Origin of the sequence: Nonomuraea sp. NPDC049141 (assembly GCF_040648415.1) — a bacterium.
Classification (GTDB): domain Bacteria; phylum Actinomycetota; class Actinomycetes; order Streptosporangiales; family Streptosporangiaceae; genus Nonomuraea.
Map to the genome: position 1 here is coordinate 1 of NZ_JBEZDR010000051.1, position 18,936 is coordinate 18,936.

Consider the following 18,936-nt stretch of genomic DNA (forward strand, 5'->3'; position numbering starts at 1 on the left):
GGCGGCGGCTCCGCAGGAGCCGGTTGCCGCGCCCCGGCCCGCGCCGCGCGGAGCGCCTTGATCTAGTACAGGCCAATTCGGCAACAGATCACAGGAAGCGCTGTCCTCCGTCGGCTGATGTGCGACACGCGTCCGCCAGGTGATCTGCGACAGTGGTCGGTTTCGGCACTCTGAGCCCGACGTCTCCGCGGGGCGTCGGGACTCGGGGAGGCCGGGATTGGCGCTGGTTGTCTTGTCGGTTGTCGAGCAGCGGTTGGACGCGGTCCGTGCGGTGCTGGCCGGGTCGGATGTGGTGGAGGTGGCCGCCAACTGTGGGGTGCATCGGTCGACGGTGCATCGGTGGGTGGGCCGGTATCTGACTGAGCAGTTGGCGGGGTTGGCTGACCGGTCGCACCGGCCTCACTCGTGCCCTGGTCAGGTGGCGGAGGCGGTTGAGGTCGCGGTGGCGGAGATGCGTCGGGAGCATCCCCGGTGGGGGTCGCGGCGGATCCGGTTGGAGATGCTGCGCAAGCCCGGCCCGTGGGTGGTCGAGGACCTGGCGGTGCCGTCGGAGCGGACGATCGACAGGATTTTGCAGCGGCAGGGGCTGCTGCGGGTCCGGCCCCGGAAACGGCCGAAGGACTCGTATAAGCGGTGGGAACGGCCTGCGCCGATGCAGTTGTGGCAGATGGACATCGTCGGCGGAGTGCAGTTGGTCAACCCGGCCACTGGTGTAGTGCGGGAGGCGAAGCTGGTCACCGCCGTTGACGACCACTCCCGGTACTGCGTGATCGCGAAGGTCGTCGAACGGGCCACCGGCCGGGCGGTGTGTCTGGCGCTGGCGGAGGCCCTGACCCGGTTCGGGGTCCCGGAGGAGATCATCACCGACAACGGCAAGCAGTTCACCGACCGGTTCGGCAAGTATCGTCCCCGCACCGGTGAGGTGCTGTTCGACAAGATTTGCCGCCATAACGGCATCACGCACCGGCTCACCGCGCCGGCTTCACCGAACCAGAACGGCAAGGTGGAACGGTTCCACGGCACCGTCCGCCCGGACTTCCTCGACACCGCCGAGGCGTTCACCAGCCTCCGGGAAGCCCAGGCCGCGGTGGACGCGTATGTGTTGCACTACAACACCGACCGGCCCCACCAGGCCCTCGACCCGAGAACACCGGTCACCCCTGCTGACCGGTTCCAGCCGGTCGGAGCCCAGCAGCGGACGCTGGTCGACCTGTGGCTGCCGCCCACCCTGGACCCCGTCCCCTCCACCGAGGTCCAGCCGGTGGCAGCCGACGCACCACCGGTCCAGGCCCAGGAGACGGCGGTGGAGCCGGGTGGACCCGTGGAGTTCGACCGGGTTGTCCCGGCATCGGGCAATCTGATGGTCTGCCAACGCCAGTTCTGGATGGGCACCCACCGGGCCGGCATGGTGGCCCGGATCTGGGCCGACTGCGACCTGATCCACGTCCTCATCGCCGGCATCCGGATCAAGACCGTCCGGTCTCACCTGAGCGTCAACGACCTGGCCACCCTCGTTCGCCAGGGCGCCGTCCCGGCCGGCCCCGCACCGCTGCCGCCGATCGAGGACGGCGACGCCATCGAGGTCGAACGCTGCGTCAACCGAGGCGGCGGGGTCTCACTGGGCCAACACATCGTCCTGGCCGCAGAGATCCTCGCCGGCCGCCGCGTCGGCATCCACATCGAGCCGACCACCCTTATGTTCTACGACCTGGACACCCGCGAACTGCTGCGCACCCGCGCCAACCCGCTCCGCCCGGAACAGATGAAGCGCCTGCGTGGCGCCCGACCGGCAGGACCACCACCACGACCCTCCGTCGAACCCGTTCGGGTGCAACGGAGGGCTTCCAACAGCGGGATCATCATGGTCGCCGGCCAGAAAGTAGCCCTCGGCCGGCTGCACCGCCACCAGACAGTCACCGTGACCGTGTCCGAAACGACCCTGGCCATCGAACTCACCGACGGCGACACCAAGGTCATCCGACGCACGACCACGCAGCCAGTCCGTAGCATCAAAGGCCAGCGACCGCGGATCGCTACCTCAGTTTCCTAGACCACCCGTCGCACATCACCTGGCAGAGCTGCGTCGCACATCAGCTGTCGGATCACAATCACAGGAAGCGCTCCGAGTCGACCTAGCCGGCACGAACACAACACCCACCCGGCCGCCGCCGTCCGGTCGCCTAGGGAAGCGTCGCCGTGTCTCCAACGCGCATGGCGGTCGGCTGCCCAAGTCGCTGCGCACATGCCGCCTGCCAACCTCTGCCATCATCGTCCCGAGCAGCTCCCAAGCTGACCCAGCCAGTACGAACCTCTCGCCCGGCCCCGACATCTCCCAGAGCTCCAACCCCCTACGGTGTCCGTGGAACTTGCACGGCTCGAACGCTCGTTCTACTGTGTTGATCACGGCGGCGGTCCAACACGCCGAAGCGGGTTCCAAAAATCCAACCTCCTGGGAGGTAGCGTTTTTGGAACCTGGATGAGGAGGGACGATGGATCGCAACGTGGAGTCCGAGCCGGAGGAGGTCTGGCTCACCGGGGACGACGCAGAGACCCGCTTGCGGCAGATGGGTCTTGAGGTGGCAGACCTGGTCCAACCACTGGAACTCGCCGCGGTCGATGCTGCGGGGTGTACCGAGGTTGATGCACCTGGCGCGGCAGGCTACATCTTTTGGACCAGGGGGAACCGGTACCTCAGGGAACGGCTTCACCCACGAGGATGGAGTTGGACCAACAGGGACAACATCCTCCGCACGATCAGCCCGGATGGACGGTTCAGCATCTCGGCGATCAGCGGGGCCGGCGCCGTCGGAGTGCCGAGTGGCAGGGTGCAGACGCGCAACCCGAAGGGATCTGCGGTCGCCACCCTTGTTCGCTACAACTATTCAGTCTCGGGTGGAGCAAGGAACGCCGACTTCCTTCCGGGCCTCGATTTCCCGGAAACGGATTTCGAGCCTGACATGCACCCCACATGGTTCTTGCTCTATAAAGCTACATCTGAGGGCATCATGATGGAACTTTCCATGCCTGTTGACATGCTGGGCAGCACCGTTAATCGCTGGCGTGAGCACATCATTATCGGACCCGCAGGATACGGCGGTGATGGTGGCGTTAGACTGGACTTGGACTCCTTCGGAGAAGCCAATGCGCCCGTCGTGGACGTTCCTGTCGAGCGGATCGCCTAGTTAAGGCCTACATGAGAATGGGTTGAGGTCAGGGTCATGTTGACGCCATCACGGCTTGTCGTCGCGAGGAAACGGCGTCGTATGACCCTGGCCCAGCTTGCGGTCGCGTCTGGGGTCTCTGTCCGAAGCATCACAGCGTTCGAAAACGGCCATAAGCAGCCGAGTTCCGAGACGCTCGAAGCATTAGCTACAGCGATGTCTTTTCCGCGCCCCTTTTTCGAAGGTCCGCCAATCGACGAAATTCCCATAGGGTCTGTTAGCTTTCGCGCGTTATCAAAGATGAGTGCCCTGGATCGTGAAGCGGCTCTCGGCGCCGGTCAAGTCTCAGCTCTTATCAACCAATGGAACGAGCGTCACTTCCGCCTGCCCGGTGCCAACGTTCCCACCCTCTCCCACCTAGAACCAGAGGAGGCGGCGGAGCGAGTGCGAGCCCTGTGGGGCTTGGGCGAAGCACCAATCCCTAATATGATCCACTTGCTTGAGGCCAACGGCGTTCGCGTCTTTTCCTTGGCAGCGGACTGCGAAAGCATTGATGCCTATTCGCTGCGATACAGAGGAAAGCCCTTTTGCATATTGAACACGAGGAAGTCCGGTGAGCGTGGTCGCTTCGATGCCGCCCACGAGTTAGGACACCTAGTTCTTCACGCAGACGACAGATTGGCCCACGGCGTTGAGGCCGAAGAGCAGGCCAACAAGTTTGCTTCGGCCTTCTTGATGCCCCGTGCGGGAATCCTCGCTCAATCCCTACACGACGCTACGCCGGATCGAATTTTGCTGGCGAAGCGTAAGTGGAGGGTGGCCGCCGTCGCGCTCGCTTATCGCCTTCACGATCTAGGGTTGCTCTCCGAATGGAAGTACAAGGCGGTTTCAAAGCGGCTAGCCCAGCTGGGATTCCGACGTGGCGAGCCAGGCGGAATTACTCGTGAAAGCTCCCAACTGCTAGGCAAGGTATTCGCTTCCCTTCGACATGACCCGGGGAGGATATCGCTTGCGGATGAGCTGAGCATTAGCACCGACGAGTTGAACCTTCACGTATTTGGTCTAGTTCCGATCGTCCTCGATGGGGGTCGGCAGGCTGGTCCTCCTGGGCGCCCGCAGTTGCAGCTGGTTGGTGCCCGGCGCCGGTAGTCTTCTACCTGTGTCCGTTCACCCGTACGCTTACCGACTTCCGAAGGACATCAATACCTCTTCTGCTGCTTCCGCCGCTGACATCGCTTCGGTGTTCAGCATCACGTCTGCGGCGATAGCATCGGTTTCATCCCAAGCACGTAGGCGGGCTTTCGTGTCGCCGGTGCCACGAGCGGCAATCCTGGTAGCAGCGACTGGTCGGGGACACCAGAGGTAGACGACGAGCCAGCGTGCCGCAGGGAAAGCGGATTTCACCGCCTCGATCGCCTCGGGCTGGCCCAGATGCACAACTGGCACTCGGCCATCCAGCAGGGCACGGAGGTGTGGGCGGTCGACTACGTAGGTCGCTCCGTAGCGGTGGTTTTCCCAGATGACCTCGCCCGCGGTCCGCAGGTCTTGAAGGTGCTTCTCGCTGGTCATGCGGTACCCAGCGGTCCTGCCTGGGCCAGCCTTGAGTCGCTGGAACTGCGTGTATCGCTGGTCGAGCTGGCAGAGGGCGGCCGTCACGGTGTCTTTGCCCGCTGCGGGTGGCCCGTAGAAGATGACACCCTGCACTATGCCTGCTCGTCGCCGGTCAGGCTCTTCAGCAGCTCCTTCGCCTGGCTTTGAAGAGGAAGGCTGGAGGTGCAGTTGTTGACCAGGACGTGGGGCACCTCTGGCCGGAAGTCGACGTCAATCTTGGTCAGGTACGCCGGCCAGTCGGCCAGCTTCGCTGCGTCTCGTGCCGCGCCCCGTCGCCTGATGTACACGTTCATCGTCTCGACGTCGCAGTACACCCACACGAAGGTCGTCAGGGCATTCATGGCGGCGTAGGCGGCTCGCGTCCGACCGATCCAGGCGGCGTCATTGAACTCACGGATGAACGGTGCCGTCACGATCGCGCTGTTGCCGCATTCGACGTTCTCGTCCGTCGCGGCCCGCAGGGCTTCGTACTCGCGAGGGCGCACCTTGGTCAGGTAGGTCTCAGACTCGCGGTCGTGCGGGGAGTGACCAACGGCCTCAAGCATCGCCTCGACCACGGGACGGGTGAGAGTGTCCTTGTCGAGCATCGGCCACCCGGTCTCGCGGGCCAGGATCCGGCCTAGCTCGGTCTTCCCACTACCGGGGTAGCCGCCCACGAAGATGACCCGTGGGACGTGAAGCCGAACCTCGCTCCTGCGCGGCTGGTTCGGGGCGCTGACGACCCTCTTCGATCGGGACTTGCTGACCACCAGGCCCTCTTCGGCAAGCAGCTTCATCGCCTCGGTGATCGTGAAGACGCTGACGCCCCACTGCTCAGCGAGTTCCCTGGTCGACGGCAGAACGTCGCCATCGCGTAGGGCGCCTGCCTCGATGTCGTTTCGGATGTTGCGGGCGACCTGCTGGTGCAGGGACTCCGTCCGGGCGAGCCGGCTGCGCGGAGGCGTCATCGGTGCTCCCAGCGAGGTAGGCAACAGCTATCCGCGCGTCAGCCTACCAGTGGGCTAACAGATCGACCCTTGCGTGCCTGCTCAGTGACCCTCTGCGAGGAGTTTAGTCATAACAGTTGACCCGTAGACCTATCAGTTGTTAGGTTATCGGCATCACACAGACCGGATGGCCGGTTAGTCGCGATTGCGAAGGAGAGCGCCATGGCCCTCAGGGGTGGTACTCGGTTCACGGTTCCGTTCGAGGCTGTCTTTCCGCACGGTGCGGTGTTCGTGCCGGACTCGATCGCGGAGGCGCAGGACTTCAACGAGGCGACCCGGCAGCGGACGCCGGCGAAGGACAAGGTGACCGGTGAGCGGGTGTGGCAGTGCCGGGTGATGGACATGGACCCGGAGTTGGGTTCTCGGTCGCGTGAGGTGTCGATCAAGATCCTGTCGAACGTGCAGCCGGTGCCGCCGGTAGGTCCGTTCCAGCAGGTGGAGTTCGAGAACCTGACCGTGACCCCGTACGTCGGCAGCAACGGCCGGCTCGCCTACTCGTTCCGGGCCACCGCGATCGTGGCGCCGAAGACCCTGGCCGAGACGCGCGGGAAGGCCGCCTGATGTTCGGCCGGAAGCGCTCCGAGACGGAGCCGGTACGCAAGGACCAGGTGATGCGGCTGATCTCCCTCGGGATGCGGGAGACCGACGCCGCCGACAGGGACATTGACGGCCCGGAGTTCGACAAGGCCAAGAGTGCGTTCGAGGCGGCGCTTGGCAAGTCGACGCAGGCGGAGAAGAACGCGGCGATCGACGCGCTCCGGCGGCACGGCTACTAGATGTGGCGCGGGGCGGCCCATGCCCTAGGAAAGCCGGCCGCCCCGCTGCCCTCTCAACCCTCACGGCCTGGAAGGGCAGGTTCATCATGCCAACTTCTCTGGACTGGCGACGCGACGGGAGCGCCGGAGACCTGGCCCCATGCGTCATCTGCGGTAAGCCGGCGATCTGCCGCAGCCCTGCGGGCAAGCCGGTGCACAAGGTCTGCGCTGAGGCGTGGATCGACCAGCGCAACGCCGACAAGGCGGTGGCGTGATGCGCGCTCCGCTGGTCAACTTCCGTCGCCTTCAGGTCGCCGCCCCGTGGCCCCTGGTCTGGACGGTCACCTTCTTCATCCTGCTCGCCCGGCTCGTGGTCTTCCTGGTGGGCATCGCTGTCACGGCGGTGCGGCACTGGCGGGCCTGGCCGGCTGTCGCCCTGGTCCTGCTCGCCGTCGACGTGCACCGCTCGCACGGCTGGTGGCCTCACCTCCTGGTCCTCATCGTCGTCGCCGCTTCGGCGGGCGTGTGGTGGTGGCGGTCTCGGGAGTCCTTCGAGCGCCTGGTGGTGCTGCGAGGGCTGTCGTGGTGGCGGCGGCTGTGGGTGTATCGGCGTCAGTGGCACGAGGTCATGTCGCTGTGTGGGCTGGTTAAGAAGTACGACGGTGGCGAGAAGCTGCCGGAACTGCTGTCGGTGCGCTGCACGTATGCCACGGATGAGGTCGTGTTGCGGATGCCTCGGGGGCAGAACCCGGAGGCGTACCACAAGGCGGCGCGGGATCTGGCGTACTCGTTCGGTACCCGGCACTGCCGCGTCTTCTCCGGCCGCCGCCAAGCACCCCCGGCCCGCTCCGGCTCCCTCGCCTGGATCCTGCGCCGCGTCGACGCCATCCGGTTCCGCGACCGGCCCCGGCACGTGTGGTTGGTGCTGATCCGCCGCGACCCGCTCACCCGCATCGTCAAGCCCCTGCCCGTGCCGGCCCGCCCTGACTTCACCGCCCTGCCCCTCGGGATGCGGGAAGACCTGGCCGTGTACTGCCTGCGCCTGCTCGCCACGCACGTGCTGATCGGTGGGGCGACGCGGATGGGCAAAGGCTCGGTCATCTGGTCCCTGCTGCGTTCCCTCGCCGCCGGCATCCGGTCGGGCCTGGTGCGGGTGTGGGCCATCGATCCCAAGGGCGGCATGGAACTCGCCATCGGTCGGCCGCTGTTCTCCCGCTACGTCGATGACGACTGGACCCGCATGGCCGACATGCTCGATGACGCCGTGACCCGGATGCGGGCTCGTCAACGGGTGCTGCGGGGCAAGGTCCGGGTGCACACCCCGACCGTGGATGAGCCGCTGATCGTCATCGTCATTGACGAGCTGGCGACCCTGCTGGCCTTCCTGCCTGACAGCGACATTCGCAACCGCATCACTCAGGCCCTCGGGATGCTGCTCTCCCAGGGTGCCGGTCTCGGCGTCCTGGTCGTCGCCGCCACCCAGGACCCCCGCAAGGAAGTCGTCTCCGTCCGCGACTTCTTCCCCACCCGCATCGCCCTCGGCCTGACCGAACGCGGCCACGTCGACCTGCTCCTAGGCGACGGCGCCCGCGACCGCGGAGCACTGGCCGACCAAATCCCGCTGTCGGCCAAGGGCGTCGCGTACGTCCTGCTTGACGGTCAGCCCGAACCCGCCCGGGTCCGCTTCTCCTTCATCAGCGACGACGTGATCCGGGAGATGGCCGCGACCTTCCCCGCTCCTGCCGAGGTCCAGCCCGAACCGGTCGACACCCCGACCCCGGCCCCGGCTCCGGTCAAGGCCCGGTCGAACGGCAACGGCCGGCACACCTACCGGCCCACCCCGCCGAAGCAGGCCGCTCCGCTGCTGCCGCCGTCGCTGCTTCACGCCCTGGACCTCGACGCCACCCCGAACGGAGGCGACCCCCGATGACCACCGAACTGCCTGAGGGCACCCCGGCTCGGATGCCCTACGCCGACGAACCCGACACCACCGAGGAACCACGCCGCTTCTACCGGCTGCGCGCTCCCCACGTCGACAAAGCCTCGGTGCCGGTCACCGTCCGCGTCACGCCCGACGCCGATCTCTACGTCGCCGTTGGTGCCGGCCGTCGCCGCATGTACCTCACCCCCTCCGAGGCGTGGGCGCTGTGGCGCTGCCTCTCCGAAGCGGTCGCCTCGACGGGTGAGCCGCCGGAGTGGATCCGCGTGCACGTCACCCCCACCCACCGCTGACCTTCCCCGCCTGCTTGGAGTCCTCGTGATGCGTACCCGTCGACTGACCCGACGCCCGGTCCGCCGTCTCTGCCTCGACCTGGCCCACACCGACCCCGACCAGACCTGCCCCTACTGCGCCGACGACACCCAGGCCGCCGCCATCGTCGCCGCCGCTCTCGCCCAGCACGCCGAGATCGCCGCCGAAGACGCCGAAGCGTGGGGGTGGGCGGCATGACCTACCAACTGTGGTCCTGGCTCCTGATGGTCGTTGGCGTCACCGGCCTGTGGCTGGCCGGAAAGCGCTCGTGGACCGGCTGGGCCGTCGGCCTCGCCGCCCAGGTGCTCTGGCTGGCCTACTCGCTCGTGACTGAGCAGTGGGGCTTCCTCGTCTCCTGCTTCGTCTACGGCGCGGTCTACGTCCGCAACCTGCGGGCCTGGCTCCGTCCGACCCCCGCCCCGGTGACTGCCTCGGCGGTGCAGGAGGTGAACGTTCGTGTCGACCACTGACCCGGCCACCGTCACTGAGCAGTTCGCCACCGAGTACGCCCGCAACGCGGTGCCGGCCATGCTCAAAGCCATCGCGTCGATCAAGCGCTACAACCGGTTCGTCCTGCTCGGCGCGCTGCTGACCAGCTACCTGCACCAAGCCCACTACCTGTGGACCCAGGGTGCCGGCTTCTTCGCCTACCTCGTGCCCCTGATCTTCGACGCCGCGATGGTGTCCATGCTGACCGTCGTCCGCACCTCCGGCATCGCCCGCGATGCCAAGCGGGGAGCGCTGGTCGTGTTCGCCGCCGCCGCCCTGTTGTCGGCCACCATCAACTTCGCTTCCCCGGGCAGCCTCGGTCTACGTCTGGTCTTCGCCCTGGTCGTCGTCCTCGTCATCGGCGTCGAACTCGTCGCCGGACGCATCCGACCCGACTTCGCCGCCATCGAAGCCGAAGCAGCCGCCCTCCTCACCGCTGCCCGCGACCTGGCCGAGAAGAACCAGCGGACCAGCGAACCCACCAACACCCCGGCTACGGACCCGGACCCGGACCCGGACCCGGCAACCGCCCCGGCGCCCGCGCCTGCGGCTGACCCGGTCGACCTGGACCCGGTCGACCTGGACCCGATCGACCTGCCCATCGATCCGGCACCTGCCTACGTCCCACCGGCACCCGTGGTCGTCCCGGCCCCGCCGGCCCCGGCTCCGGTCCGGCCCGCGTTCATCTCGTCCGTCGTCCAGGCCCCCCGCAACGGTCAGGTCTTCGCCTCGGAGGTTGTCCGATGACCCGCACCCAGCTCGCCCGCCGCAACCTCGCTCGCCCCGCTGTCGTCGCCCGCCGTGTGGTCGGCACCCCGGCCGAGGTCGCCGCCACCGTCGCCCTGGTCCGCGACTCCGGCCGCCTTGTGTCCATGACCGCGCCTCGCCAGATGCCCGGCGACTCCCGCGTCACGGTCACCGTCCGGTTCCTCGATAACAACGGCCCGGCCCCGGCTGCGGTCCGCCGGCTGCGCCGAGGTCACGTCGTCGCCGCCGTCGCCGTTCCGACCGTGGGCGCTCTCGCCGCTGTCGGCTACCTCGCCGCGCAGCTCGTCAACGCGGTCCGCTCGGCGTTCCCGCTCATCGCGGGCGTCGTCTTGGTCCTCATCGTCGTCGGCCTGCTGCTGCGGCGCTCCGGTCGCTGCTGCCCTGGCCTGCACTGCCCCGGCTGCGGCCACTGACCCGCGATGACTGCTGGTTGGCCCACCTACTGCGCGCGGTGCCGTAGGTGGGCCACCGCCCTTGTCGAATCCGGCCGCCCCGGCACCGGCCACTACCGCGCCGAGATCGCCTGTACCCGCCATGAGGCTGCCGCTCACCGCTGGGCCAGTCGCCTCGGTCCGACCCGCACCACCCCGATCGGTGACACCCAACCCGTCCTGTTCGAGCTACCGGAGGTGACCCGTTGACCGCCCCGACCCTGCCCGGCCTCGCCCCCGCTCCCACCGAACCGGCCTCGGCCGCGGCTGCCCCGCCGGCGCCTGGCTCTCGCGCTGCCCGCCTCGCCCTGCCCATGTCGCGGCAGGTGTTGAAGGAGATGGCCGCTGAGTACGGCGTGTGCCTGCGCCCGGTCACCCTGCGCCGTACCGACCTGAGCACCGGTCAGACGGAAGTGATCGACCTGCCCTGCGGCACCACGCGGGAAGACAAGTGCTCCCCGTGTGCGAAGCGTGCCCGCCGGCTGCGCCAGACCCAGATCCGCGAGGGCTGGCACCGCGCCGACGAACCCAACCCGTTCTCTGCCTGGCCTGCCAGCGAGGAACAGCGCGAGTTGGTCATGCTCCGGGCGCACCTGGAATTCGCCCGCGATGAGGCGCAGCGCTCCGCGCAGTTCGACCAGGTGCCCGGCATCGATCAGGCCATCGCGGAGGTAGAGGACGCCATCGCCGCCGAGGGCCTACGCGGACAGGTCGCCCCGCCCCACGACGGGGAAGGCTCCGAAGGTGGCCGGCGCACGCGGTCGACCAAACGGCGTCAGGACACCCCCGACCTGCCCCGCAAGAAAGTCGAACCGCGCACGGTCGGCAAGGTCTACACCGCCCCCGACGGCACGCAGCACCGCCCATCCATGTGGCTGTCGCTCACCCTCGACTCCTACGGCCGCGTCCGGCCTGACGGCACGCCCGTCGACCCCGACAGCTACGACTACCGGCGGGCCGCGTGGGATGCGGTGCACTTCGCTCGGCTGCTCGATCGGTTCTGGCAGAACCTGCGCCGCTGCGTCGGCTGGAACGTCCAGTACGCCGGCTGCGTCGAGCCCCAACGACGCCTTGCGCCACACGCGCACTTCGCCATCCGGGGCACCATCCCCCGCGCCGTGCTGCGCCAGGTCGCCGCCGCCACCTACCACCAGGTCTGGTGGCCCCCGGCTGACGAGCTGGTGTACTCCCTCGATCGGCCGCCGGTGTGGGACAACGACGCCGACGCCTGGGTCGACCCCGACACCCGTGAGCCGCTGACGACGTGGGCTGACGCCCTGGACCTGATCGACGCCGACCCCGACGCGCAGCCTGTGCACGTCGTCCGCTTCGGCCGGCAGGTTCACGCCGAAGGTGTCACCCCCGGCACGGTGCACGCTGACCGGACGATCGGCTACATCACGAAGTACATCACCAAGAGCGCGGCTGACTGCCACAAGGCAGAGACGGACCGGCAGCGCAACCACCTGGAACGGCTCTGGCAACAGCTCCGCATCACGCCGTGCAACGAGCGGTGCGCCAACTGGCTGCTCTACGGTGTCCAGCCGAAGAAGGCCCACGGCCGCCTGCAAGCGGGGCGCTGCAAGGGCAAGGTTCACCAGCGGGCCACCCTCGGCATCGGTGGGCGCCGCATCCTCGTCTCGCGTGACTGGTCCGGCAAGACCCTCGCCGACCACCGCGCCGACGCCCGCGCCTGGGTCCGCCGGCTCCTAGGCGTCAGCACCGGCGCCGACGATGCCGACCCCGTCGACCAGGGCGACGCGCCCGTCTACGCCTGGGAGATGGCCCGGCCGGATGACCCGGACATCCCACCCCTGCAACACCGGATGCTTCGGGCGCTGTCCCAACGTGCCCAATGGAAGGCCGCCCTACGCGCTGCCCAGGATCGAGCGGCGGCCAGCTCGTCAGACGTTTCGGCAGTCCCCTCGGATCGGAAGGAGTCGCGGTAGTGGAACGGCTGTTGACGGTGGCTCAGGCCGCCGATCGTCTTGGGACGACGGAGCGTTTCCCGCGTCGGCTGATCGCTGAGCGGCGGATTCGGTTCGTCAAGCTCGGTAGCAAGGTCCGCATTCCCGAGACGGCTTTGGCGGATTTCATCGCTGCTTGCACGGTAGAGCCCGTCACCGTCTCGTGGTCGGATGGGAAGGCGGCCTGATGGCGAAGCGTCGGTTCGGCATGGTCCGAAAGCTGCCCTCGGGGCGGTTCCAAGCCTCGTTCGTGCCGCCTGGTGGCGGTACTCGACAGACCGCGCCGCACACCTTCAAGACAAAGACTGACGCCGGCCGCTGGTTGACGCTGGTAGAGGCGGACATCTCGCGTGGCACCTGGCTGAACGACCGCGCGGCGGCGGAAACGTTCGGCAACTACGCGCGGGCCATCCTGCGGGACAGCCCGAAGATAGGCGTCCGGTGGCGGGAGACGTGCGAACGTAACCTGCGGCTGCACCTGGCACCGCTGGTCGACGTGCCGCTTCGTGAACTCACCGCGAGCAGGGTTCGTGAATGGCACGCTGCCGCACTTCGGGGCACGGGTGGCCGTACCTCCATCTCTCAGTCGTACCGCTTCCTGCGCATGGTCATGAACACCGCCGTGCGTGAGGGCATCATCGCCCGGAACCCCTGTCAGATCCCGGGTGCCGGGACCGTGCGCGCCGTTGAGCGTCCAGTCGCTACGCCCGCTCAGGTCGTCGCCCTGGTCGACGCCATCAACCCGCGCTACCGCACCGCCGTGCTCATCGCCGCTTGGTGCGGCCTGCGGCGTGGCGAAATCGCCGGCCTGCGCGTCTCAGACGTGGACCTGACCGAGCACACCATCACCGTTCGGAAGGCTCGCGTCGAACCCCTGCACGCTCCTGGTCGAGCGTTCGACAAGGACCCCAAGTCGGAAGCCGGGAAGCGCACCATCTCCATCCCGCCTCACGTCGTGCCGCTGATCCGGCTGCACCTCGACGAGTACGCCGGTACTGACCGGCTGTTCGTGAGCCGCGACGGCACCCCTCTACGGGGCAACACGCTCTATCAGGCGTTCGTCCGGGCGCGGAAGCAAGTGGGCCTCGATGACCTGGCCTTCCACGACCTACGGCACACGGGGCAGACCCTCGCCGCCCAGACCGGCGCGACCCTGGCCGACCTGATGAAGCGACTCGGGCACTCGTCCATGGCTGCGGCCCGCCGATACCTGCACGCCGTCGACGGGCGTGACCGCGAGATCGCCAAGGCCCTCTCGGAACTCGCGGCGCACGGCGATGTTGCACGGCTGCCCCGGCACATTACGATGCGAAGCTAGTTGCACGATGGTTGCACGGTGGCCTTCGGCGACTGTCTGACCTGCGAAAATGCGGGTGCCTGAAAATCGGAAGGTCGGCGGTTCGACCCCGCCCCTGGCCACATAGCCTTTCGCCGGGCTACTGAAGCGCCGACCAGCGGAAACGCCGGTCGGCGCTTCTGCGTACGGGTTGCTGCCGTGGGCCGCCACCGGGTAGCGACCGGCTTCTCGCTCGCCGCCGCGGTGCCCGCGTGTCCGCCCGCGGACGCTTCAGTCGTGTTCGGGGATGCCGCGCACCCGGTGCGAGGCCGCGTGCATGACCTCGGTGACCAGCCGACGCACGTGACCTCCTCTGCCGCTGTAGAGCGCCCGCCGGCCGTCGCGCCGCATCGTGACCAGTCCCGCCAGGCGCAGCTTGCCGAGGTGCTGCGACACCGCCGGCCGCGCCACTCCCAGCGCCGTCACCAGGGCCGTGACGTCGTGCTCTCCGTGGACGAGCAGCCACATCAACCGCAGTCGGGTGCCGTCCGCGAGCATCCGCACCATCTCGGTAGCTGCCTCGACGTGGCTGTCGACAGGGAGACGTTGTTGCAGGTCGTTGGCACCTGCCGCATTGTCGCGTGCATACATGGGCACATATTATCGCCGTCGTCGGGGATACCGGTCCGCTGAGCCGTCAGGGACGTTGGGAGACGCGGTGGAAGACCACGAGCACGGCCACGACCACCCGCACGATCACGGTCATCACCAACAGGGGCGGCTCGCCGCCCGCTGGCATCGGCTGACCCACGCGGTCGTCCCGCACTCGCACGACTCCCGCGCGAAGGTCGACCCCGCGCTGGAGTCCTCCCGGGAGGGCCTACGCGCCCTGTGGATCTCACTCGTCGGCCTCGGGGCCACCGCCGTCGCCCAGGCCGTCATCGTCGTGCTGTCCGGCTCGGTCGCCCTGCTCGGCGACACCCTGCACAACGTCGCCGACGCCCTCACCGCCGTACCGCTGGCCATCGCCTTCCTGCTCGGCCGGCGGGCCGCCACCCGCGCCTACACCTACGGCTACGGCCGCGCCGAGGACATCGCCGGCATCATCATCGTCGCGGTCATCGCCGCGTCCACCGTCGCCGCCGCCTGGACCGCTGTCGCCCGGCTGCTGCACCCGGCCGAGGTGACCCACCTGCCCTGGGTGGCCGCGGCCGGCCTCGTCGGCTTCGTCGGCAACGAGCTGGTCGCCCGCTACCGCATCCGCATCGGCCGCCGCATCGGCTCCGCCGCCCTGGTCGCCGACGGCCTGCACGCCCGTACCGACGGCTACACCTCCCTCGCCGTGCTCCTCGCCGCCGGCGGGGCCGCCCTCGGCTGGCGCTGGGCCGACCCGGCCGTCGGCCTGGCCATCGCCGTCGCCATCACCCTCGTCCTCAAGGAAGCCGCCCGCGAGGTCTACCGACGGCTCATGGACGCCGTCGACCCCGCCATCGTCGACCAGGCCGAAGCCACGCTCCGCGCCGTCGACGGCGTCCGCGACGTCACCACGGTCCGGCTCCGCTGGATCGGTCACCGCCTCCACGCCGAAGCCGAACTCGTGGTGGACGCCCACCTCAGCCTCGTCGCCGCGCACGGGATCGCCGCCGACGCCGAACACCAGCTCACCCACGCCGTGCCCCGGCTGACCAGCGCCACCGTCCACACCGATCCCGACTGCCATCCCGGCGCCCACCATCACGCAGACCTGTCGCACGAACGCCGGCAGACGATCTGAACGGCCCCCGGTGCACCCCGTGCCCGGGTGTCCGCGTCCCACGGGCCGCCGGCGCGTGCTCAGCTGACGGCAGCCCCGAACCACCTCGGCAGCTGACCGACCAGCCCCGCCTGGTCGTCGCCGACCCAGGCCACGTGGCCGTCCGGCCGCAGCAGTACGGCGGGCACGTCCAGTTCGTCGCTGCCGTCGACGACGTGGTCGACCCGGTCGTCCCACCCGGCGACCGAGAGCCGACCGGTCCGGTCGAGGAGCAGCCCCCGGCCGGCGTGCAGCAGCTCGTAGAGGCGTCCCCGCTTCAGGCCCACGTCGCGCAGCCGCCTGCCGAGTAGTTCGTGGCCCTCGCCGAGGTCGTAGCGGACCCCGATCGCGGTGATCTTCTCGATCAGGTGCCGGTTCACGTCCTGGAAGTCCATCAGCTCCGACAACAGTCGACGCACCGCCTGCGGGCCCGGCTCAGTCGACAGCAGGTGCATCTGCGCCAGGGTGTTGTCCAGCACGTCGGCGGCCACCGGGCGACGTTCGGCCTGGTAGCTGTCCAGCAGCCCCGCCGGGGCCCAGCCGTCGATCTCGGCGGCCAGCTTCCAGCCGAGATTGAACGCGTCCTGGATTCCGAGGTTGAGCCCCTGCCCACCCGTAGGCGGGTGGACGTGCGCCGCGTCGCCGGCCAGGAGCACCCGGCCGATCCGGTAACGCTCCGCCAGCCGGGTGGCGTCGCCGAAACGGGAGAGCCAGCGCGGGGAGTGCACGCCGAAGTCGGTGCCGGCAGTCACCCGTAGCTGCTGCCGGAACTCCTCGATGGTCGGCGGGACGGCGCGGTCCTCGGCCACCCCCGCGGCGGGCACGACGACCCGGTAGCACCCGTCCCCGAGAGGCGCGGCGCCGAACCTCAGCTGGGTCCTGCGGACCTCCGCGACGACGGCGGCAACCGTGGCCGGGTCCTCGGCCACCTCCATCTCGCCCAGCAGCGTCTCGACCCTGGTGGGCTCACCGGGGAAGCCGACGCCGAGCAGCTTGCGCACGGTGCTGCGGCCGCCGTCGCAACCGACCAGGTAGCGCGAGCGCAACCGGGTGCCGTCGGCCAACTCGGCGTTCACCCCCTCGTCGTCCTGGCTCAGCCCGACCAGCTCGCAGCCGCGCCGCACCTCGGCGCCGAGTTCGGTGGCGCGCTCGGCCAGCAGGCGGTCGGTGGTGGTCTGCGGAATGCCGAGGACGTACGGATGGGCGGTGTCCAGCCGGTCCGGCGCCGGCTTGGGGATGCCGGCGAAGAAGCCGCCGAGCGGATGCTGCCCACCGAGCGCGCGGAAGCGCCCCAGCAGGCCCCGCTGGTCCAGCACCTCGATGCTGCGCGCATGCAGGCCGAGCGCGCGGACGAACCTGGTCGGATCCCGCTCCTTCTCCAGCACGAGCACGCGTACGCCGTGCAGCCGCAACTCGCTGGCCAGCATCAAGCCGGTCGGCCCGCCGCCGACCACGATCACGTCGATCATGGTGCCCCTCATTCACGAGATGGGAACTGGGCCAGCCGCCGCGCTGTGCCGCCGCGCCGGTCTCCCGCAGCCGCGCCGCGGGTCCGTCGGCGTCCGACGTCCCGCCCCGGACCGTACGCCGACAACGGCACGGAACGCGCAAAGCTCTGATTTCCGCAGGTTCTGGCCTCGGCCGACAATTCTGGGGCACCACCCGGGCCTTGCGGCAAGTCCCCCCGTCCGATATACGTTGAAGGTGGCGGGAACGAGATCCCGCACCCTCCTGGCCCTTCCCCGCAGTCGGTTCGCTACTTCGGCTGTCGGACGTGGGCGATACCGTCCCGCCATGGCGACCAGGATCAGTCTGACTCTCGACTGCGGCGACGCGAAGCTCCTCGGCGAGTTCTGGAAGACGGCACTGGGCTACGTCGACGAGCCCCCGCCCGCCCCCTTCCACACCCGCGAGGAGTGGCACGCGAGTTTCGACCTGCCGGAGGACGACCCGGTGGACGACGCGGCGTGGCTCTGCGACCCCGAGGGCGTCGGCCCCGCACTCTCCATCCTCAGGGTCCCCGAGCCCAAGACGGCGAAGAACCGGTTGCACATCGACGTCCGGGTGCCGGGTCACGGCACCCCCGAGGAGCGGTGGGCGCGGATCAGCGCAGAGGCCGAGCGGCTGGTCCGGGCGGGCGGGACCGTCCTGGAGGAGGTCACCGGGCACCACGTCGTCATGGCCGACCCGGAGGGCAACGAGTTCTGCGTCGCCGCCGCCTCGGCGTGACGGCGCGCCCCGTCCGCCCGTGCCGGCGACGCCGATCGACGGATCCGGGACAGCGGTGGACGGCCCGGCCGTGCCACGCTGACCCCGACCCGCCCTCGCGACCGGTGCGCGTCGCCTCCGCCGCGCTGATCGCCGTCTTCGTGGTGGGCACGGCCGCGCTGCGAGCCCTCGGCTGATCGCCCCGGCGTGGCGGCCGAGCAACCAGCCCGGCGCGGGAGACGAATTCGGTTGCAGCGGGGGGCCGCGCTGCGATTGCGTACACCCATGCTGACCGTCCGTGTCGATTCGTACTTCGTCTGCGGCACCCCGCGCACCGGCAGTTCGCTCCTGCTCGGGTTGCTGGAGTCCACCGGCGTCGCCGGTCGTCCCCAGGCATACTTCCGCTCCCCCGACGAACTGCTGTGGGCCGACCGGTGGCGGCTCCCCCGCACGGCCGACGGCGGCTTCGATCACGCGGACTTCGTACGCGCCGCGCTCGCCGCCGGCCGCACCGTCAACGGCGTGTTCGGCGCGAAGCTCATGTGGGGAACGCTGGAGGAACTGCTGGCCAGGCTCGGGGCGAGCCATCCCGACCTCGCCGGCGACGACGTCGCGTTGCTGGGCAGGGCGTTCGGCCGTACCGGTTTCGTCTTCCTGCGACGCGACGACGTGCTGGCGCAGGCGGTGTCGCGGCTGCGCGCCGAGCAGACCGGCGAGTGGTTCGTCGGGGGCAGTGGGGAGATCAGCGGCGACGCCGGCAACGGGCGGGCACCCCGCTTCGACGCGGACGGCATCCGCCACCACCTCGACGAGATCGGCGAGCACAACGCGGCCTGGGAGCAGTGGTTCGCCTCGCGGGGGATCCGACCGCACGTGGTGCGCTACGAGGAACTGGCCGAGGACATGGCCGCCACCACCCGCCGCATCCTCGACTTCCTGGGGCTCGACGTGCCCGAGGACGGCTGCGCCGTCGTTCCCCGGCACCGACGCCAGGCCGACGAACTCAACCGGCAGTGGATCGAGCGATACCGGGCGGAGATGATCGGCCGCTGACCGCCGGGTCGCCGAGCCCGGCCCGGCGCGGATGGACCTGCGGGTCGGCCTGCCCCGGCGCGGGTGGGCACGCCCCGGCGCTCACCCCGCCGGCCGTCTGGGCCGCCCGTCAGCGCCGCTGCTGGCGGTGCTGGGCCACCCCGTCCTGGATCGCCTCCCAGACGCTCCGGCCGGCCTGCCGGAGCGGC

At 69.2% G+C, this 18,936-nt stretch carries 22 protein-coding genes; 18 read left to right on the plus strand and 4 right to left on the minus strand.

Features of this window, described 5'->3' with window-relative positions; genetic code table 11:
- Positions 1-139: 139 nt before the first annotated feature.
- From AB0B91_RS63040 to AB0B91_RS63050, 3 genes are all read left to right on the plus strand, one after another.
- Positions 140-2,050 carry an IS481 family transposase gene (locus AB0B91_RS63040; RefSeq protein WP_358342552.1) on the plus strand — a complete coding sequence of 637 codons (1,911 nt, stop codon included), beginning with the start codon at positions 140-142 and terminating at the stop codon, positions 2,048-2,050.
- Positions 2,051-2,489: 439 nt separating this feature from the next.
- A complete protein-coding gene (locus AB0B91_RS63045; protein ID WP_357659956.1) occupies positions 2,490-3,182 on the plus strand; it encodes a hypothetical protein in 693 nt (230 codons plus the stop codon).
- Between the two features lie 36 nt (positions 3,183-3,218).
- Positions 3,219-4,310, plus strand: coding sequence for an ImmA/IrrE family metallo-endopeptidase (locus AB0B91_RS63050; protein ID WP_357659955.1), 1,092 nt, complete (start codon positions 3,219-3,221; stop codon positions 4,308-4,310).
- A gap of 30 nt (positions 4,311-4,340) precedes the next feature.
- Here the strand turns inward: AB0B91_RS63050 and AB0B91_RS63055 are convergent, their stop codons facing one another.
- Positions 4,341-4,730 carry a kinase gene (locus tag AB0B91_RS63055; RefSeq protein ID WP_357659953.1) on the minus strand — a complete coding sequence of 130 codons (390 nt, stop codon included), beginning with the start codon at positions 4,728-4,730 and terminating at the stop codon, positions 4,341-4,343.
- Positions 4,731-4,864: 134 nt separating this feature from the next.
- Positions 4,865-5,719, minus strand: a complete 855-nt coding sequence (locus tag AB0B91_RS63060) for a GntR family transcriptional regulator (protein WP_357659951.1) — start codon at positions 5,717-5,719, stop codon at positions 4,865-4,867.
- Between the two features lie 201 nt (positions 5,720-5,920).
- On the opposite strand from AB0B91_RS63060, the gene AB0B91_RS63065 reads away from it, so the two are divergent.
- From AB0B91_RS63065 to AB0B91_RS63120, 12 genes are all read left to right on the plus strand, one after another.
- Complete coding sequence (locus AB0B91_RS63065) at positions 5,921-6,319, plus strand: transcriptional regulator (protein WP_357659949.1); 399 nt, start codon at positions 5,921-5,923, stop codon at positions 6,317-6,319.
- A complete protein-coding gene (locus AB0B91_RS63070; RefSeq protein WP_357659947.1) occupies positions 6,319-6,534 on the plus strand; it encodes a hypothetical protein in 216 nt (71 codons plus the stop codon). The genes AB0B91_RS63065 and AB0B91_RS63070 overlap by 1 nt, the downstream gene beginning before the upstream one ends.
- An 86-nt stretch (positions 6,535-6,620) precedes the next feature.
- Positions 6,621-6,788, plus strand: coding sequence for a hypothetical protein (locus AB0B91_RS63075; protein ID WP_357659946.1), 168 nt, complete (start codon positions 6,621-6,623; stop codon positions 6,786-6,788).
- Positions 6,788-8,443 carry an FtsK/SpoIIIE domain-containing protein gene (locus AB0B91_RS63080; protein ID WP_357659944.1) on the plus strand — a complete coding sequence of 552 codons (1,656 nt, stop codon included), beginning with the start codon at positions 6,788-6,790 and terminating at the stop codon, positions 8,441-8,443. The genes AB0B91_RS63075 and AB0B91_RS63080 overlap by 1 nt, the downstream gene beginning before the upstream one ends.
- Positions 8,440-8,745, plus strand: a complete 306-nt coding sequence (locus tag AB0B91_RS63085; protein WP_357659942.1) for a spread protein — start codon at positions 8,440-8,442, stop codon at positions 8,743-8,745. The genes AB0B91_RS63080 and AB0B91_RS63085 overlap by 4 nt, the downstream gene beginning before the upstream one ends.
- A gap of 28 nt (positions 8,746-8,773) precedes the next feature.
- Positions 8,774-8,962, plus strand: coding sequence for a hypothetical protein (locus tag AB0B91_RS63090; RefSeq protein ID WP_357659940.1), 189 nt, complete (start codon positions 8,774-8,776; stop codon positions 8,960-8,962).
- Entirely contained in the window at positions 8,959-9,234 is a 276-nt protein-coding gene (locus tag AB0B91_RS63095; protein ID WP_357659939.1) for a hypothetical protein, read from the plus strand. Before AB0B91_RS63090 ends, AB0B91_RS63095 begins: the two co-directional genes overlap by 4 nt.
- Entirely contained in the window at positions 9,221-10,000 is a 780-nt protein-coding gene (locus AB0B91_RS63100) for a DUF2637 domain-containing protein (RefSeq protein WP_357659937.1), read from the plus strand. Before AB0B91_RS63095 ends, AB0B91_RS63100 begins: the two co-directional genes overlap by 14 nt.
- Complete coding sequence (locus AB0B91_RS63105; RefSeq protein WP_357659935.1) at positions 9,997-10,434, plus strand: hypothetical protein; 438 nt, start codon at positions 9,997-9,999, stop codon at positions 10,432-10,434. The genes AB0B91_RS63100 and AB0B91_RS63105 overlap by 4 nt, the downstream gene beginning before the upstream one ends.
- Positions 10,435-10,658: 224 nt before the next feature.
- Complete coding sequence (locus tag AB0B91_RS63110; protein ID WP_357659933.1) at positions 10,659-12,401, plus strand: replication initiator; 1,743 nt, start codon at positions 10,659-10,661, stop codon at positions 12,399-12,401.
- The gene (locus AB0B91_RS63115; protein ID WP_357659932.1) at positions 12,401-12,607 is read left to right on the plus strand and encodes an excisionase family DNA-binding protein; all 207 of its coding nucleotides are present in this window, start codon (positions 12,401-12,403) and stop codon (positions 12,605-12,607) included. The genes AB0B91_RS63110 and AB0B91_RS63115 overlap by 1 nt, the downstream gene beginning before the upstream one ends.
- Positions 12,607-13,737, plus strand: coding sequence for a tyrosine-type recombinase/integrase (locus AB0B91_RS63120; RefSeq protein ID WP_357659931.1), 1,131 nt, complete (start codon positions 12,607-12,609; stop codon positions 13,735-13,737). The genes AB0B91_RS63115 and AB0B91_RS63120 overlap by 1 nt, the downstream gene beginning before the upstream one ends.
- Positions 13,738-13,986: 249 nt before the next feature.
- On the opposite strand, the gene AB0B91_RS63125 is transcribed toward AB0B91_RS63120, so the two are convergent.
- Positions 13,987-14,346: a metalloregulator ArsR/SmtB family transcription factor gene (locus AB0B91_RS63125; protein ID WP_089002603.1), complete on the minus strand. Its 360-nt coding sequence runs from the start codon at positions 14,344-14,346 to the stop codon at positions 13,987-13,989.
- Between the two features lie 67 nt (positions 14,347-14,413).
- Here AB0B91_RS63125 and AB0B91_RS63130 point away from each other — a divergent pair, with 67 nt between their 5' ends.
- Positions 14,414-15,469: a cation diffusion facilitator family transporter gene (locus tag AB0B91_RS63130; RefSeq protein ID WP_357659929.1), complete on the plus strand. Its 1,056-nt coding sequence runs from the start codon at positions 14,414-14,416 to the stop codon at positions 15,467-15,469.
- A gap of 59 nt (positions 15,470-15,528) precedes the next feature.
- Here the strand turns inward: AB0B91_RS63130 and rox are convergent, their stop codons facing one another.
- Positions 15,529-16,956, minus strand: coding sequence for a rifampin monooxygenase (gene rox, locus AB0B91_RS63135; RefSeq protein WP_089002605.1), 1,428 nt, complete (start codon positions 16,954-16,956; stop codon positions 15,529-15,531).
- Positions 16,957-17,281: 325 nt separating this feature from the next.
- Between rox and AB0B91_RS63140 the strand changes: the two genes are divergently transcribed.
- Positions 17,282-17,716: a VOC family protein gene (locus AB0B91_RS63140; protein WP_089002606.1), complete on the plus strand. Its 435-nt coding sequence runs from the start codon at positions 17,282-17,284 to the stop codon at positions 17,714-17,716.
- Positions 17,717-17,980: 264 nt separating this feature from the next.
- Complete coding sequence (locus AB0B91_RS63145; RefSeq protein WP_357659927.1) at positions 17,981-18,748, plus strand: Stf0 family sulfotransferase; 768 nt, start codon at positions 17,981-17,983, stop codon at positions 18,746-18,748.
- Positions 18,749-18,936: the final 188 nt, after the last annotated feature.

What these genes read in the sequence shown, in the direction of transcription:
- AB0B91_RS63090 (WP_357659940.1), top strand. Translation starts at nt 8,774, where the DNA reads ATGCGTACCCGTCGACTGACCCGACGCCCGGTCCGCCGTCTCTGCCTC.
- AB0B91_RS63145 (WP_357659927.1), top strand. Translation starts at nt 17,981, where the DNA reads ATGCTGACCGTCCGTGTCGATTCGTACTTCGTCTGCGGCACCCCGCGC.
- AB0B91_RS63105 (WP_357659935.1), top strand. Translation starts at nt 9,997, where the DNA reads ATGACCCGCACCCAGCTCGCCCGCCGCAACCTCGCTCGCCCCGCTGTC.
- AB0B91_RS63045 (WP_357659956.1), top strand. Translation starts at nt 2,490, where the DNA reads ATGGATCGCAACGTGGAGTCCGAGCCGGAGGAGGTCTGGCTCACCGGG.
- AB0B91_RS63060 (WP_357659951.1), bottom strand. Translation starts at nt 5,719, where the DNA reads ATGACGCCTCCGCGCAGCCGGCTCGCCCGGACGGAGTCCCTGCACCAG.
- AB0B91_RS63080 (WP_357659944.1), top strand. Translation starts at nt 6,788, where the DNA reads ATGCGCGCTCCGCTGGTCAACTTCCGTCGCCTTCAGGTCGCCGCCCCG.
- AB0B91_RS63085 (WP_357659942.1), top strand. Translation starts at nt 8,440, where the DNA reads ATGACCACCGAACTGCCTGAGGGCACCCCGGCTCGGATGCCCTACGCC.
- AB0B91_RS63140 (WP_089002606.1), top strand. Translation starts at nt 17,282, where the DNA reads ATGGCGACCAGGATCAGTCTGACTCTCGACTGCGGCGACGCGAAGCTC.
- AB0B91_RS63120 (WP_357659931.1), top strand. Translation starts at nt 12,607, where the DNA reads ATGGCGAAGCGTCGGTTCGGCATGGTCCGAAAGCTGCCCTCGGGGCGG.
- AB0B91_RS63095 (WP_357659939.1), top strand. Translation starts at nt 8,959, where the DNA reads ATGACCTACCAACTGTGGTCCTGGCTCCTGATGGTCGTTGGCGTCACC.
- AB0B91_RS63050 (WP_357659955.1), top strand. Translation starts at nt 3,219, where the DNA reads ATGTTGACGCCATCACGGCTTGTCGTCGCGAGGAAACGGCGTCGTATG.
- AB0B91_RS63065 (WP_357659949.1), top strand. Translation starts at nt 5,921, where the DNA reads ATGGCCCTCAGGGGTGGTACTCGGTTCACGGTTCCGTTCGAGGCTGTC.
- AB0B91_RS63125 (WP_089002603.1), bottom strand. Translation starts at nt 14,346, where the DNA reads ATGTATGCACGCGACAATGCGGCAGGTGCCAACGACCTGCAACAACGT.
- AB0B91_RS63075 (WP_357659946.1), top strand. Translation starts at nt 6,621, where the DNA reads ATGCCAACTTCTCTGGACTGGCGACGCGACGGGAGCGCCGGAGACCTG.
- AB0B91_RS63055 (WP_357659953.1), bottom strand. Translation starts at nt 4,730, where the DNA reads ATGACCAGCGAGAAGCACCTTCAAGACCTGCGGACCGCGGGCGAGGTC.
- rox (WP_089002605.1), bottom strand. Translation starts at nt 16,956, where the DNA reads ATGATCGACGTGATCGTGGTCGGCGGCGGGCCGACCGGCTTGATGCTG.
- AB0B91_RS63070 (WP_357659947.1), top strand. Translation starts at nt 6,319, where the DNA reads ATGTTCGGCCGGAAGCGCTCCGAGACGGAGCCGGTACGCAAGGACCAG.